At 70.6% G+C, this 14,616-nt stretch carries 11 protein-coding genes; 6 read left to right on the top strand and 5 right to left on the bottom strand.

Annotated elements, in window-relative coordinates:
* The first annotated feature begins 241 nt into the window (after window positions 1-241).
* Together DSC45_RS36325 and DSC45_RS36100 are read left to right on the top strand one after the other, a co-directional pair.
* Window positions 242-502 carry a hypothetical protein gene (locus DSC45_RS36325; RefSeq protein WP_240434613.1) on the top strand — a complete coding sequence of 87 codons (261 nt, stop codon included), beginning with the start codon at window positions 242-244 and terminating at the stop codon, window positions 500-502.
* Window positions 503-874: 372 nt separating this feature from the next.
* Window positions 875-1,219: a hypothetical protein gene (locus DSC45_RS36100; protein ID WP_205571322.1), complete on the top strand. Its 345-nt coding sequence runs from the start codon at window positions 875-877 to the stop codon at window positions 1,217-1,219.
* 284 nt (window positions 1,220-1,503) lie between these two features.
* Here DSC45_RS36100 and DSC45_RS13445 read toward each other — a convergent pair whose 3' ends face one another.
* The 4 genes from DSC45_RS13445 to DSC45_RS13430 form a co-directional block, all read right to left on the bottom strand.
* Complete coding sequence (locus tag DSC45_RS13445; protein WP_119290458.1) at window positions 1,504-4,383, bottom strand: NHLP bacteriocin export ABC transporter permease/ATPase subunit; 2,880 nt, start codon at window positions 4,381-4,383, stop codon at window positions 1,504-1,506.
* 1 nt (window position 4,384) lies between these two features.
* Entirely contained in the window at window positions 4,385-6,634 is a 2,250-nt protein-coding gene (locus DSC45_RS13440) for an NHLP family bacteriocin export ABC transporter peptidase/permease/ATPase subunit (RefSeq protein WP_276145458.1), read from the bottom strand.
* 38 nt (window positions 6,635-6,672) lie between these two features.
* Complete coding sequence (locus tag DSC45_RS13435; RefSeq protein ID WP_119290454.1) at window positions 6,673-7,479, bottom strand: HlyD family efflux transporter periplasmic adaptor subunit; 807 nt, start codon at window positions 7,477-7,479, stop codon at window positions 6,673-6,675.
* Between the two features lie 130 nt (window positions 7,480-7,609).
* A complete protein-coding gene (locus tag DSC45_RS13430; RefSeq protein WP_119290452.1) occupies window positions 7,610-7,837 on the bottom strand; it encodes a type A2 lantipeptide in 228 nt (75 codons plus the stop codon).
* Between the two features lie 1,455 nt (window positions 7,838-9,292).
* On the opposite strand from DSC45_RS13430, the gene DSC45_RS13425 reads away from it, so the two are divergent.
* Window positions 9,293-10,090, top strand: a complete 798-nt coding sequence (locus DSC45_RS13425; RefSeq protein ID WP_119290450.1) for an alpha/beta fold hydrolase — start codon at window positions 9,293-9,295, stop codon at window positions 10,088-10,090.
* Between the two features lie 88 nt (window positions 10,091-10,178).
* Here DSC45_RS13425 and DSC45_RS13420 read toward each other — a convergent pair whose 3' ends face one another.
* Window positions 10,179-11,258 (bottom strand): GDSL-type esterase/lipase family protein, encoded by a 1,080-nt coding sequence (locus tag DSC45_RS13420; RefSeq protein WP_119290449.1) that lies wholly within the window; start codon window positions 11,256-11,258, stop codon window positions 10,179-10,181.
* A 430-nt stretch (window positions 11,259-11,688) separates the two neighbouring features.
* Between DSC45_RS13420 and DSC45_RS13415 the strand changes: the two genes are divergently transcribed.
* The 3 genes from DSC45_RS13415 to DSC45_RS13405 are packed head-to-tail and all read left to right on the top strand — an operon-like array spanning window position 11,689 to window position 14,595.
* A complete protein-coding gene (locus tag DSC45_RS13415; protein WP_119290447.1) occupies window positions 11,689-12,747 on the top strand; it encodes a LacI family DNA-binding transcriptional regulator in 1,059 nt (352 codons plus the stop codon).
* A 40-nt stretch (window positions 12,748-12,787) separates the two neighbouring features.
* The gene (locus DSC45_RS13410; protein ID WP_119290445.1) at window positions 12,788-13,717 is read left to right on the top strand and encodes an ABC transporter permease; all 930 of its coding nucleotides are present in this window, start codon (window positions 12,788-12,790) and stop codon (window positions 13,715-13,717) included.
* Window positions 13,714-14,595, top strand: a complete 882-nt coding sequence (locus DSC45_RS13405) for an ABC transporter permease (protein WP_119290443.1) — start codon at window positions 13,714-13,716, stop codon at window positions 14,593-14,595. Before DSC45_RS13410 ends, DSC45_RS13405 begins: the two co-directional genes overlap by 4 nt.
* Window positions 14,596-14,616: the final 21 nt, after the last annotated feature.

The following is a 14,616-nucleotide window of genomic DNA, read 5'->3' as shown; positions in this document are numbered from 1 at the left end:
TGCCCCGGCAGACCATGTCGCTGGCGGTGGCGGTGGCGGGGCTGCGTTGCGCGGCTCATGCGTTGGGCGCCGGTGTGGGTGCTGCTGCGGGAACTGGGGGCTCATTGCGGGACTGGTGGATCTGCCGGGGTAGGTCAGCGGCCACCGAGACGGGCGGTGCGGGACGCCGAGGTGTTGAGTGGGCGCGGCCCCGGCCCACGCGGGCGAGGTACTTGCTTCGCTCATCTGTGACAATCCGTACATGGGTTCCATGACTTCCCCGCAGGGTATCCAGCAGTGCTCCGAAACGGACTGCGATCAGCCTGCGGCCTTCCGTACGCGCACGCGCGCCAGCTGGTGCGATGTCCACATCACGGCGATCCTTCGACAGGGCGACGTGGAAGCATTGGAACCTTTCACGACGCTGAAGGCACCGCGCTGCATACGCATCCCCAACGGTGCCCTGCGCATCCGCCGCAGTGACTACGAGAACTGGCTCACCGACTGCGAGGGAGCTGCGTGAGCCACCGGTCCTTCAAGGTCCACTTCTACGACACCGAGGTCTACAAGGGAAAGCGCAAGACCACCTACACCGTTCGCTGGTCGGCCGACGGCGCGGCCAGGGCTTCGCCACCAGAGCCCTCGCGGATTCCTTCCGTGCGACGCTGCTGGTCGCCGCGAACAACGGCGAGCCCTTCGACATGGACACCGGCCTGCCGGCATCCCAGGTCAGGCCGGAATCCGAGCTCACCGCATACGAGTTCGCTCTCCAGTGCGTCGACGCGAAGTGGCCCCGGATCTCCGCGAGCAACCGCAAGAACACCGCCAAGGCCCCCACCAAGGCCACCCTTGCGCTCCTCCGCCCCGAGGTCCCGACCGCTTCGAGCCGGTCGACGTGCGCAGGGCCCTGCGCGAGTACGCCTTCAACAAGCTCCGCCGTTCTGAGGCCCCGCCCGAGGTCCGCACCATCTTGTCGTGGATCGGCCGCAACTCCCTTCCCGTGTCGGCTCGGGAGGACACCAAGCACGTCGACGCGGTCCTGCATGCGCTCGACATCCGGCTCGACGGCGACCCGTCCGCGGCCAGTTCGGTCAGGCGTGAGCGACGGATCCTCAACGTGGCGATCAGGTACGCCATCCGCCAGAAGGTCCTCACCATCAACCTGCTGCCCAAAGGGAAGGAGGAAGGCGCGGCCCCCAAGGTCGCCGAGGCTGTCGACAAGCGGTCGCTGCTCAACTGATCGCCCAGTTTGTGTTGTTGGAGCGTCGCCGTGGGCGATTGCTGCGCCACCGGGTGGTGTGGCTCGGGCGGTGGTGTCACGGGCTCCACCCAGCCTCGCCGCCACACCATGGCCCCGCGGCGCGGATCTGGATCGCGCGGGCCAAGTCGCCCACGGCGATCCCCGACCCGGATCCTGAACCCGTGGTGCGGGACCGCCTCGGCGGAAAGCCTGGCGGCGGGGTCCGATACCCGAGTGGGCGGCGGCGTCGAGCAGGGATCAGAGAGTGGACAGCGTGGCCCGCGTCACCGCATCTGCCGCCGCACCAGCTCGTGGAGTCTGCCGTTCGTGTCCGACAGGAGGTCGGCGGGGGTGCCCTGTTGGACGATGCGGCCCTCCGACATGACCACGACGCGGTCGGCGTCGAGGACTGTGGAGAGGCGGTGGGCGATGACGATGCGGGTGGCGTTCAGGGAGCGGGTGCTGTCCATGACCGTGCGCTGGGTCTCGTTGTCCAGGGCGCTCGTCGCCTCGTCGAAGAAGAGGACGCGGGGGCGGCGGATCAGGGCCTGGGCGATCATCAGACGCTGGCGCTGGCCGCCCGAGACCGCGCCGCCGCCCGCGATCATCGTGTGCAGGCCCATCGGCATCCGCTTGATGTCGTCGGCGAGGCCCGCCATCGCGGCGGCCTCCCAGGCCTCCTCCTGGGTGTACGACTCGGCGCCGCAGATGCAGTCCAGGATCGAGCCGGTGAGCGGCTGGGCGTTCTGCAGCACCACACCGCACTGGCGGCGCACCGCCGACTGGTCGAGGGCCCCGAGGTCCTGGCCGTCGTAGAGCACGCTGCCCGAGACCGGTGCGTCGAAGCCGATCAGGAGGCGGAGCAGGGTCGACTTGCCGCAGCCGCTCGGGCCGACGACGGCCACGAATTCGCCCGGCCGGATCGCCAGCGACACATCGTCCAGGACGAGTGGGCCGTCGTCGCTGTAGCGGAAGGACAACGAGCGCACCTCGATCGCGCCCCGGAGCTCGCCGGGTTGGGTGCTCCCGCTGCGTACCTCCGGGGTCGCGTCGAGTACCGGCTTGATCTGTTCGAACATGGGCAGGACGGCGGCCGCCGATATCAGCGCGCCGGTCAGCTGGGTGACGGCGGTGAGGAGCATGGTCACCGCGGTGCTGAAGGTGAGGAACTCGCCCGCGGTGAGACTCCCGCGTGCCGGGCCGGCGAGCAGCAGGAACATGATGAGCGTGCAGAGCGGCAGATAGACCGCGTCGAGGACCGTGGTGATGTTCTTGATGCGGCCGGCCCGCTGCTGGAGTTCCCGGCTGCGGGCGAACTCCCCGGCCCAGGCCGCGTAGGCGAAGCTCTCCGCCCCGGCGACCCGGAGCTTGGGCAGGCCGCGCAGGGTCTGGAACGCCTGGTTGTTGAGCTTGTTGGCGAGCTTCACCAGGCGGCGCTGCCAGCGCAGTTCCCACAGGCCGAGGACGAGGAAGACGCCCGCGATGACGGCGAGCATCGCCAGGGCGGTCAGCGCGAGCGGCACGCTGTACAGGAGCAGCAGTACGACGCTCATCGCGCCGATCGAGCCGGACTGCAGGACGATCGGGCCGATGCCCGACAGGACCCGGCGGATCGCGCTGACTCCCATCGCCGCGCTTGCCAGCTCCCCGGTGGAGCGGGCCGCGAAGAAGCGGGTGGGCAGTCGCAACAGGCGGTCCCAGACGGCCGGTTGGAGCGCGCTCTCCATGCGGCCCTCCATACGCAGCACCGTCAGGTGCTGCAGCAGCATGAAGGCCGCGGAGACGATACTGCCGACCAGGACTGCCAGGGACACCTGGACGATCAAGCCGGTCTCGGCATTAGGTACGAGTACGCCGAGCACCTCTCCCGTGGCGACCGGCACCAGGGCGCCTACCAGCACGGTCACCAGGGAGGCGAGCGCGAGATTGCGCACGTCGCCGCCGCTGCCGCGCAGACTGAACCGGGCCAGGCCCCAGGGCGTCAACGCCCGCTCCGGCAGCGGGCGGTAGAACATGACGGCGCCCGGCTCGAGCTCCTCCGCCATGGCGGCATCGATGCGGGTGCGGCGCCCGGACGTCGGATGCACCGACTCGTAGCCGCCGCGCCGCCAGAGCAGGGCGACCGGCGCGCCGCTCGCCGTGCGGTGCCCCACCAGCGGCCCTGAGTTCTCGCGCCACCAGCGGCCGTCGAGCCGGACGCCACGGGTACGGACCCGCGCAGCCACCGCGAACTGCTCCACCGGATCGATCCGTTCACCGCCCGGCCTGCCCCTGAGCTGCTGGTCCGGCGTGATGCCCGAAGCCTCCGCGACCAGGCGGCAGGCGGCGTACGTCGCGTCGTCGTGGCCGCCGCCGGACCCCGTACGACGGGCGGAACCGCGCCCGCCCGTGCGGCCGATGGAGGCGATCAGGGTCCGGTCGGCCTGCTCACGGACGTGCTCGCCCGCCTTGATCCCGGCCGCCGCACGGTCCTCGTGGGCCCGCTCCAGACGCTCGATCCAGCGGTCGAGGGCGGAGAGCAGCCGCCACTGCTGATTGACCATCCGCTGCCACATCGCCGCATCGACGAGCAGATCGCTCGCCGTCTGCTCGCTGTAGGCGGCGCCGTACTGCACGCTTCCCGGTGCCACCGGCATCCACAGCACGTCGTCGTCGGTCACCACGTCGTCGCCCGTGCCGCGGCCGTCGAGCGGAGCCTCGAAAAGGACCCGGTGGCCGCGTCCGATACCGAGCGCGAAGGCGTGCTCCAGGAGGCTGAGCGCCGCGTCCTGAGTGTCATACCGGCTGGCGTACTGCTGGTCGTACGACCACGCGTTGTCGTACTCCGCACGGTAGAGCTCGCGGAGCGGGATCCGGCGCAGGGCGCAGCCGTGCAGGGGGCGGCCGACGAGGGTGTGCTGAGGGCCTTCGGTGGGGCCGAGCAGCAGCGTGCCCGGTTCGAGTCGGCCGAGGTAGTGCCAGTGGCCCTGCTGCACCGCGTCGACGGCGAAGAGGTCGAGCGCACCGGACACGACCAGCCACAGCACCTGCGGGCCTTCGAGATGCACGCTGGGCAGCCCCGCGCAGTCGACCGCTGTGCCGAGCGCGCCGAAGGCGGCGGCGACGGAGTCGTCGGGGTCGTCGGAGTGACGCGGGTACGACTGCTCGTGCGGAACAGAGGCCATCTCAGTGCTCCTTGACCAGCTCGGCGTACGGCCCGCCCGCGGCGACAAGGTGCTCATGGCGTCCGCGCTCCACGATCCGGCCCTGGTCGAGTACGACGATCTCGTCGCTGTCGCGCACCGTGCTCAGGCGGTGGGCGATGACGACGCAGGCGCAGCCGCGGCGCCGCAGGTTGTCGATCACTCTCTGCTCGGTCTCGGCGTCCAGGGCGCTGGTCACCTCGTCGAGGACAAGGATGCTCGGGCGGCGGACGAGGGCCCGCGCGATCTCCAGACGCTGCCGCTGCCCGCCGGAGAAGTTCCGCCCGTCCTGCTCCACGCGCGCGTGGATGCCGCCGGGCCTGCGGGACACGAGATCGTACAGACAGGCGTCCTGGAGGGCCGCGACGACGGCGTCGTCCGTGATGGACGGGTCCCACAGAGCGACGTTGTCGCGGACCGTGCCCTCGAAGAGGAAGACGTCCTGGTCGACGAAGGAGACGGAGGCGGCGAGCGCCCCGCGTGAAATGTCCTCCAGACGCTGCCCGTCGATGTGGATCGCGCCCTCCCACGGGCTGTAGAGCCCCGAAATGAGCCGGGACACGGTCGACTTGCCGCTGCCGGAGCCGCCGACAAGGGCGACCTGCTGCCCCGGCCCGACCGACAGCGAGAAGCCCGTCAGGAGCGGCTTGTCGAGCGGGCTGTAGCCGAAGGTGACGGCATCGAGCGTGACGTGCCCGGTGAGGCGGCGGGTACTCGCGGCCGGTTCGGGCCGGGAGTAGAGCGTGTCGACGGGGAAGTTCTCGACGTCCTTGAGGCGGGCGACATCCGCGGCGAAGTCCTGGATGCGGCCCGCGACACCGTTGAGGCGGGTGATCGGCGCGGTGAACCGGGTGACGAGTGCCTGGAAGGCGACGAGCAGGCCGATCGACAGATGCCCCTCGACCGCACGCAGGCCGCCGATCCACAGGATCACGGCGCTGTTCACCGTGGCCAGGGCCGGCGCGACGACACCGAGCCACGCACTCGGCACCCCGAGGCGCTGCTGCTCCTCGAGGGTGGTGGCGTGCTGGCCCGCCCAGCGCCGGAAGTAGCCGTCCTCGCCGCCCGTGGCCTTCAACGTCTCGATCAACTGCAGGCCGGTGTACGAGGTGTTGGTGAGCTTGGCGCTGTCGGCCCGCAGTTTCTGGGTGCCGGTGGCCCGCAGCCGGACGACGATCCGCATGGCCACGATGTTCAGCAGCGCGATACCGACGCCGACGAGGGTGAGCTGCGGGTCGTACGTCCACAGCAGGGCCGCGTAGAGAAGGACCACGATGCCGTCCACCCCGGCGGCCGTCAGATCGCGGGCCAGGGTCTCGGCGACCGTGTCGTTGGAGGACAGGCGCTGCACCAGATCGGCGGGACTTCGCTGTGCGTAGAAGGAGACGGGCAGACGCAGCAGATGGCGCAGGAAGCGGGCGCTGCCGAGGGTGGAGGAGATGATGCGACCGCGCAGCAGATTCGCCTGCTGCAGCCAGGTCAGCACCGCGGTGAGCGCCACCATGGCGCCCATCGAGGTGAACAGGGCGCCGAGCAGCGAGGTTTGATGACCGATCAGGAACAGATCGATGTACGTCCGGCTGAGTGCGGGGAGCGAGGCGCCGACTGCCACGAGCAGCAGGCTGGCGAGCAGTGCGGCGGCCATGGTGCCCGCGGTGCCGCGCATCCGGGCCGGCAGGGCCTTCATGACACCGGGTCTGCGTCCTCCCGGGCGGAAGTCCTCACCGGGTGAGAGGACCAGGACGACCCCGGTGAAGCTGGTGTCGAAGTCCTCCGCCGGCACAAAGCGGCGGCCCTTGTCCGGGTCGTTGACGTACACGCCCTTGCGGCCGAGGCGGCGTCCCGTGCCGTCGTAGACGACGTAGTGGTTGAACTCCCAGAACAGGATCGCCGGTGCTTCGACCTCGGCGAGTGCGGCCGGCTCCATCTGCATGCCCTTGGCCGTCAGACCGTAACTGCGGGCCGCCTTCAGGAGGTTGCTCGCCCGCGAGCCGTCCCGGGAGACGCCGCACGCGATGCGCAGTTCCTCGAGCGGGACGTGCCGTCCGTGGTGGGCGAGCACCATGGCGAGCGCGGCGGCGCCGCACTCGACGGCCTCCATCTGCAGGACGGTGGGGGTACGGACGGTCCTCGGCCGCCTGCTCCTCGACGCGGGACGCGGGGGCGCGGCACGGCGCCGGCCGCGCCGCGGGGGATCGGGGCGGTGCCTGCGGCGTCCACCCGGGGGCGGCAGTTGCTGCTGATGCGCGGGGGAGGGGTGCGGTGCGGCGGTCACGGAAGCAGCCAATCGATCGGGCGCTGCTCGGCGAGGTGAACGGCACCGGCGGCCGGAGTCATGGAGTCGAGCCCGAAGGGCGGTCCGCCGGCGGTCGACCAGGCGTAGCCGGACTCGGTACGGGACGAGCGGTCGAGCTGGACGAGCACGGCGACGGGTTGTCCGTTCTTCGTGAACTGCCCGGCCAGTTCCTTGTCGCCCAGAAAGCCGGTGATCTTCTGCCGGCTCTGCGCCGTCCTCCCGATGGCCTTCACCCGGCCGCGCAGCGTTCCGTACTTCTCGCTGGGTGCGGTCTGGACGGTCAGGTCCACCGAGGCGCCGACGGGGACGGTGGCCGCGCTGTCGGCGGGGACGTACAGCATGGCGAGCAGCGGGTCGGCTTCGTCCGTCACACGCTCCACGGTCGCGACGTCGGAGCCGGTGGTGACGACGGTGCCGATCCTGGCGGCGAGCGAGGTCACTCGGCCGGCGACGATCGCACGTACCGCCCGGTCGCCCCGCTCCGTGCGGACCTCGAGCACCGGAGCGCCCGCGGCCAGGCGCTTGCCCTCTTCGGCGACGACGCGGGTCACCTGACCGGTGACGGGGCTCTGCAGCACGTAACTCCCCTGCCCATGGGTGAGGATGCCGGTGGCCCGGAGTGTCGAGTCGACCGACCCGGTCACGGCCCAGACGCCCGCGGCGGCCATCACGACGAGCGTGACGGTGAGCACGAGCAGGCCCTGCGGGCGGGCGTAGCGCACCGGAACGTCGAGGTCCTCGGGCGACTGCAGCTTGGAAAGGGCCTGTTGGCGGAACTGCATGGAGCGCTTTCCTTACCTGTGCCGGTGCCGTGCCGGTGCCGGGGAGCGGGCACCTGGAGCTGCCGCGTCCGAGAGCCCCGGAACGCGGAGTTCCGGGGCTCACGAATGACGCGTCGCGGTGAGCTGAGGCTCAGAGACCGGCGGTCAGGCCGGTGGCCAGGCCCGTGACGGCACCGGTGTTCACGCCGGTGGCACCCTCGACCGTGCCGACGAGGCCGCCGACGACGCCGGAGACCGGGGCGATGCCGTCGACGGCGCCGGTGACGTTGCCCGCGACACCGGAGACGAGGCCGCCGGCCACGTTGTCGAGGTCGGCGTCGGAAATCTCGGCGGTCTCGACCTGGGGGGTGTTGTTCATGATGTGAACTGCCCTTCTCGTGGAACGTGAATGTTGCAAGGGTGTTTCCCACTCCGCGAAACCCGTGGTGCGAATTCCGCGTCGGCCTGGATCAAAGCACGCACACGCCGGGTCACCCAATTCGCGCAGCGGCTCCCCCCGGGGTTCGTGACGCCGAAACACCGCTTCGTGCAGGCCAGTTCACCGTACGGCGGCAGCACCTTCACAACCCACACAGAAGGAGATCAAGGGCGTGCGGAGACTCCCTCCAACAAATCCGACACCCCGCTGCCGAAGAATCCGGTAAATGCCCTCTGCAGGGAATTCCGCGAGCTCCCCGAACCGAATTACGTGACCACGCCGCACATTCCGTGTGCAGGTCTCTTGAAGGCGTCCTGCGGAGCGGTGGCAGGGGCGTGGCGAGCATCAGGGCTTGCGGCACACGCCGCAGAACTCGTCCGTGTCGCCGGCCCGTGCTGACGGGACGTCGGGACGCCGGGACGTCAGGACGTCGGGACGCCGGCGGGGCAGGAGGTGGTGCCTGGTCCAGGAGTTCGAGCCCGTCGTGGAACCGTGCGATCTGGTCGGACTGGCGCAGGTGGTACGCGGGTTCGCCGTTCTGGCTCCAGAGCTCGATGACGTCCTCGAATGACTTGCCGGTGATCACGTGGGTGCTGTCGGCCGTGACGAGGAGGCTGCCCGAGGGAGGGCGCCGACGGGCCGGCCGACGATCGACAGGGACGTGATCTGAGGGGAGACGCCGGTGAGCTGGTCACCCACCTCGCGGTCCGATGAGCCGTCAGGATGCCTTACGCGTGGGAACGGCCGTCCATCAGGGCGCGAGCTTCCCTGCGCTGCCCTCTGTGCGTGCGGACGTGCACTACCTGAGTCGCGTTCTGGAGATGCCGGCGCCGCTCGGAGGCTACGAGAACTGCGTGCGGGCCGAGGGATCTTCGAGGACGTCGACCAGGCAGGCCGTCGAGGAGTTTCTGCGGGATCGTGAGCCCGATGAATTGGCCGTGGTGTACGTCAGCGGGCACGGGGCGTACGGCCGTGAGGACGGTCAGCTGTACTACGTCACCCATGACACGCATACGGACGGGCTCCGGCAGAGCGCCCCTCGAAGTCTCCTATGTGACCGACCGGTTGGAGAAATGCGCGGCCCGACTCGACTCGAGGCCTGCTGCTCGACTGCTGTTTCGGCGGCAGTGCAGTGCAGGGCTTCCGCGGTAAGGGCGCCTCGCACTCGGCCGGTGCCCGGTGCCCGGTGCCCGGTGCCAGAGGCGGGCGGTGCGCACGTCATCGCCGCGCCGCAGCACCGGGGCAGGCCTTCACGACCGATGCGCACCCGGCCGTCTCAGTTCACCAGGGCGATAGTCGACGGTCCGCACGCGTGGGCGTGGTGTGGGCGGCGCGGGCGATAATTTGGTGGTGAGCAGGACGCTCGTGGGGCTCGGCGCGCGCAGAGGTGGGGCGATGACGTACGCGACGGCAGGGGACGGTGTCCGTATCGGGTACCAACTCCGGGGACGCGGAGTGCCGTTGGTGCTGCTGGCGGGGCAGGCCAACAATCATCACTGGTGGGACGCGGTGCGTGCCGACTTCCACACCGCTCGCAGCACTCTCACGCTCGACTACCGCGGCACCGGCGACAGCGACAAGCCCGACAGCCCGCACAGCACCGAGCTGTTCGCCCGGGATGTCGTCGCGATCCTCGACGACCTGGGCATCGACCGGGCCGATGTCTACGGCACGTCCATGGGCGGACGGGTGGCCCAACAGCTCGCCGCCCGCCATCCGCACCGAGTGCGTGCCCTGGTCCTCGGCTGCACTTCATCCGGCGGCCCGCACAGCACCCCGAGCAGCGACGCTGTCCGTAAATCCCTGGTCCAACCGGAAGCCGGTGCAGCGCGGCGGGCCTTGATGGAGCTGATGTACACGCCCGCCTGGCTCGCCGGCCACCCCGGACCGCACCACACCCTGGGTGACCCCTCCATGCCTGCCCACTCCAGGCGGCGGCACCTGTCGGCCAGCAACCGGCACGACGCCTGGGACCTCCTGCCGGAGATCGGCGCGCCCACCCTGGTCGTCCACGGAACCGACGACCTCCTCAACCCCACTGCCAACGCTCCGCTGCTCGCCGGCCGCATTCCCGGTGCACGGCTGCATCTGATCCGCGGAGCCCGGCACGCCTACTTCGAGGAATTCCGGGCCACGGCAAGCCCGTTGGTGCTGGACTTCCTCACCGGAGCGGGATCGCGGCCGGCCGCCTGAACGGCCGCTTCACGGTGGCACGGCGCGTCACGGCCGGGTGGTCGGCGTCTTGCGCCGGCTGCTCGGGGCCGGCCCGTGTGACCACCTGTCAGGATCGCGCCGGCAGCTGCTCGAGTACGGGCACCAGCCTGCGGGCCATCAGTTCGTGACCCTCGGGGCCGGGATGGAGGCCGTCGGGGAGGAGGGCGGCGTCCGGCGGGCCGAGGACGTGCAGGCCGTCGACGAGGTGGAGTGCGGTGTCGCCGTGCTCGTTCAGCAGGGTGACGGCCTCGCCCACCGCGTCGCGGATCCGGGCCAGGGTCATACCGCCCGGCCCGGTGGTGTCCTCTCGGGGTGGGGAGACGATCGGCGAGAGGACGGCGAGCGGGACACCGGGGTGGCCGTCGCGGATGGAGCTGAGGAAGCCGAGGACGGCGGGCAGGAAGGAGCGTTCGGTGAACGTGCCCTGGCCGCGGACGTTGATCCCGAGGCAGGTCACCACGAGGTCGGCGGGCAGGTCGCGGATGACCCGGGCGACCATGGGGTCGAGGTGGCACTCGCCGGCGTAGCCGAGGCAGGTCAGGTCGTACCCGAGGGCCCGGGCGGTGCGTGCGGGCCAGGTGCGGGTCGGGGAGGCCGCCTGCCTGCCGTGGGTGATGGAGCTTCCGTGCACGACGAGCGCGGGCCGACCGGTCGGCCCGACGCGCCGGACCCGGGCGTGGGCGTCGACCGACAGCCCGCGCAGGCGTAGTTCGCCGAACTGGGGGAACCACAGCTCGAGGGTGTGGTCACCGGCCGGCAGAGCGTCGAAACAGAAGGTCCCGTCGGGCGACAGCGGCTGGGTGCGGACGGGCCAGCCGTCCACGACCAGGTCGACCGGCGAGAGGTGTTCCGGGCCGCTGACCGGAACGAACCGGCCGGACACCTGGGCACTGTCCGTGCGGAACACGATCCGCACCCCCGCCCCCATCGCCGCGCGGCTGCGCAGTCCCTCGCCGGGGAAGAGGGAGATCCGGCTGTGCGGGAGGCGCCACGGGCGGGAGTAGTGCGGCGTGTGCTCGACCTCGATCGCGCCGTCCCACCGCAGAGCCGGGTCGTCGGCGCGGATCTCGCGCTGCTCCTGTGTCACCCGCGCATTGCCCTTCGACTCGCTCGCTTCCTGTCGTTCGATGCTGCCGTCAAGAGGCATTTCCGGTCGGCTTCACGACGCGCGCCGAAGCGTGTGCTGCGAGGCGCGTGACGTGGACCGCGGACGCCACCCGCCGTACGGCCCGGGGGAGTTGAGGCGCAGGTCGAAGTAGTGCGGAGACGGACGTGCGAGCGCCGTCGCGGGGCCGGGCCGCCGGGTCCCGCGCGGCTCGCCGATCTCGAACATGGACTGCGGCGACCGCGTTGTCAAGGGCGGTACGGGCCCGGCCGGCAGGGCTTCCGGGGCTCGGGGGCAGTACGTGTCCGGGCCGTCGGAAGCCGCTCGCGCGCGGTATTCAGCATGTGCCTCCCGTCGCGCTCGGTGGCGCCGGTTTGGCTCAACACAGAGTTGACGCCGACCTATTGACTGCCGCCGAGAGGCGTACGTAACGTCCCCGCCATCCTCGCCTTATACGTATTAAGGATCCGGCATGGCATCACCACGACGGCGCCCCACCCAGGTGGACATAGCCCGTCGTCTCGGCATCTCCCAGGCCACCGTGTCTCTCGTGGTGAGCGGGGGGCCTGCGAGTTTCCAGGTCGCCGAGCACACGCGCCGCGCGGTGCTCGAGGCTGCCGCCGAGCTCGGCTACACGGTCAACGCTGCCGCGCGCAGCCTGAAGGGCGGCCGGAACCGCCTCCTCGGGCTGTATACGTTCGAGCCGGTCTTCCCGGTCGACCGGCGCGACTTCTACTTCCCGTTCCTGCTCGGAGTGGAGGAGGCGACCGCCGCGTGCGGCTACGACCTGCTGCTGTTCAGCTCGGCCACCGCGCGCGGTGACCGCAGCATCTACGCCAGCGGCGCCAACCGGCTCAAGGTCGCCGACGGATGCGTCCTCCTCGGACGCGACATCGACCGCGCCGAACTGGCCGAACTCGTCCGCGAGGACTTCCCGTTCGTCTTCATCGGACGACGCGAGGTCCCCGGCCACGAACTGTCGTACGTCGCCCCCGACAACGTCGCGGCCACCCGGAACGCCGTGCTGCACCTGGCCGGCTTCGGGCACCGGAGCATGGCGTACCTGAAGATGGCCGACGACCAGGAGCCCACGCGTGACCGTGCCGAGGGCTTCCGGCAGGGGATCGCCGACGTGGGGATCGGTGCGGACCAGGTGCTCGTCCACGCCACGGACGAACCGGTCACCGGCGCACTGCTGCGGGAGTGGCTCACCGACGGGATCACCGCGCTCCTCGTCGAACCCAGCGAGGACGACGCCGCGATCGCGTCCGTCGAACGCGCCGCCGCAGAGGCGGGAATCCTCATTCCGGAGGACTGCTCGGTGGTGCTCCTCGGCGATCCGCCACCGAGCGAGAGCACACGCGACTGGACCCGGTACCGGCCCCCGCGGGAGCAGATGGCCCGCGAGGCGGTCCGGCTGCTTCTGGAATTGCTGGACGACGAGGACGGGCGGCCGCGCCATCTCCTCCTCGGCTGCAGGCCGATCCCCGGGGAATCCGTCGCGGAACCGACCGTGAGCCGGCCGTCATGACCCAGGAACCCGCACCTTCGACGACGAAAGGGCTGTCGCAGTGATCAACTACCTCGCCAAGCGGCTTGCGATCGGCCTTCTCACGATCTGGGGTGTCGTCACCGCCGTGTTCGTCGTGATCCGCCTCGCACCCGGTGACCAGGCCACCGTGGCGCTCGGTCCGGGCGCGAAGGCCGAGGAGATCGAGGCCCTGCGGCAGTCGCTGGGCCTCGACGAGTCGGTGTTCGTCCAGTACTTCGCCTACCTGGGCGATGCCGCGACGCTCGACTTCGGCCAGTCGTACCGCTACGGGCGGCCGGCCATGGACGCGGTACTCGAGCGGTTCCCGGCGACCGTCGAACTGGCCGTAGCCGCCACGGTGATCGCGGTCGTCGTCGGCCTGGTGCTCGGCATCATCGCGGGCCACCGGCCCGGCAGCCTGATCGACCGCGCCGTGTCCACCTTCACGCTCGCGCTGCAGGCGCTGCCGCCGTTCTGGGTCGGCATCATGCTGATCCTGGTTCTCGCGCTGCAGGCCCAACTGCTGCCCAGTGCGGGCGGCGGGAGCTTCGCCCAGCTGGTGCTGCCCGCGACCACGCTGTCCATCCCGTTCACCGCGCTCGTCGCCCGGATGACGCGGAGCGGCGTCGCCGAGACCATGACCGAGGCATTCGTGCAGACCGCGCGGTCCAAGGGACTCAGCGAGACCCAGGTGCTCAGCGGCCACGTCCTGAAGAACTCGCTCATCCCGGTCGTCACCGTCGTGGGACTCCAGGTGGGCACGCTGCTCGGCGGCGCCGTGGTGATCGAGACGGTGTTCGCCTGGCCCGGACTCGGATCCCTGCTGGTGAGCGCCGTCGGCAACCGCGACTACGCGGTGGTGCAGGGCGCGACGTTCCTCATCGCCATCTGCGTGATCGTCCTCAACCTGGCCGCCGACCTGGTCAACGCCAAACTCGACCCCCGGATCCGCCTGGAGGCAAGTCGATGAGCCAGACCGTCCTGGCGGCCGATCCGAAGCCGCGCCCGGCGGCCGCACCCGCCCGCCGCCGACGCCGCCCGCTCGCGGCCCTGCCGTACGTGATCATCGGCCTCTATCTGATCGCCGCGGCCGTCGGGCCGCTCCTGATCGACTACGACCCGGTGGCGACGAAGGTGACGGGCCGGCTGCTGCCGCCCGGATCCGAGACCGAGTCCGGTACCGCCTGGCTCGGCACGGACGGTGTCGGACGTGACGTCCTGGCGCAGGTCGTCTACGGGGCCCGTACGTCGTTCATCATCGGCATCGCCGTCGTCCTGGTCTCCGGTGCCGTCGGTGTCGCGCTCGGGGCGATCGCCGGCTACATCGGCCGGCTCCCGGACATGGCCGTCTCGCGCCTGATCGACGTCCTGATGGCGTTCCCCGGCATCCTCCTGGCGATCGTCATCTCGGGCCTGCTCGAGCGCGGAATGCACGTCGTGATCATCGCGCTTTCGGTCGGCGGCTGGGTCGGGTTCGCCCGTCTGTCGCGCAGCATCACCATGTCCACCCGGGAACGCGACTGGGTCGACGCCGCGCGCATCATGGGCGTCTCCAAACGGGCCACGCTCACCCGGCACATCGTGCCGTTCCTGGCCGGATCGGTCATCGCGCTCGCCACCATCGAACTCGCCTCCGCCGTGCTGTCCGAAGCCGCCCTCAGCTTCCTCGGCCTGGGCCTCCCGCCCGACGTCGTGTCCTGGGGACAGAGCATCGCGAACGGCCGGGACTATCTCGCGACCGCCTGGTGGATCACGGTCTTTCCCGGCCTGGCGCTCACGGTTCTCGTCATCTGCATCGGCTTGATCGGCGACCGGCTCACCCGCCGGTACACGCGTGACCGGGACTGAGCATGCCCGGCCCCGTCTCCG

The sequence above is a fragment of the Streptomyces sp. YIM 130001 genome (assembly GCF_003574445.1).
GTDB lineage: Bacteria > Actinomycetota > Actinomycetes > Streptomycetales > Streptomycetaceae > Streptomyces.
The sequence above is the reverse complement of the archived record's forward strand: the minus strand, read 5'-3'. Positions and strand labels throughout refer to the sequence as shown.

What these genes read in the sequence shown, in the direction of transcription:
- DSC45_RS36325 (WP_240434613.1), top strand. Translation starts at nt 242, where the DNA reads ATGGGTTCCATGACTTCCCCGCAGGGTATCCAGCAGTGCTCCGAAACG.
- DSC45_RS13445 (WP_119290458.1), bottom strand. Translation starts at nt 4,383, where the DNA reads ATGGCCTCTGTTCCGCACGAGCAGTCGTACCCGCGTCACTCCGACGAC.
- DSC45_RS13435 (WP_119290454.1), bottom strand. Translation starts at nt 7,479, where the DNA reads ATGCAGTTCCGCCAACAGGCCCTTTCCAAGCTGCAGTCGCCCGAGGAC.
- DSC45_RS13430 (WP_119290452.1), bottom strand. Translation starts at nt 7,837, where the DNA reads ATGAACAACACCCCCCAGGTCGAGACCGCCGAGATTTCCGACGCCGAC.
- DSC45_RS13425 (WP_119290450.1), top strand. Translation starts at nt 9,293, where the DNA reads ATGACGTACGCGACGGCAGGGGACGGTGTCCGTATCGGGTACCAACTC.
- DSC45_RS13420 (WP_119290449.1), bottom strand. Translation starts at nt 11,258, where the DNA reads ATGCCTCTTGACGGCAGCATCGAACGACAGGAAGCGAGCGAGTCGAAG.
- DSC45_RS13415 (WP_119290447.1), top strand. Translation starts at nt 11,689, where the DNA reads ATGGCATCACCACGACGGCGCCCCACCCAGGTGGACATAGCCCGTCGT.
- DSC45_RS13405 (WP_119290443.1), top strand. Translation starts at nt 13,714, where the DNA reads ATGAGCCAGACCGTCCTGGCGGCCGATCCGAAGCCGCGCCCGGCGGCC.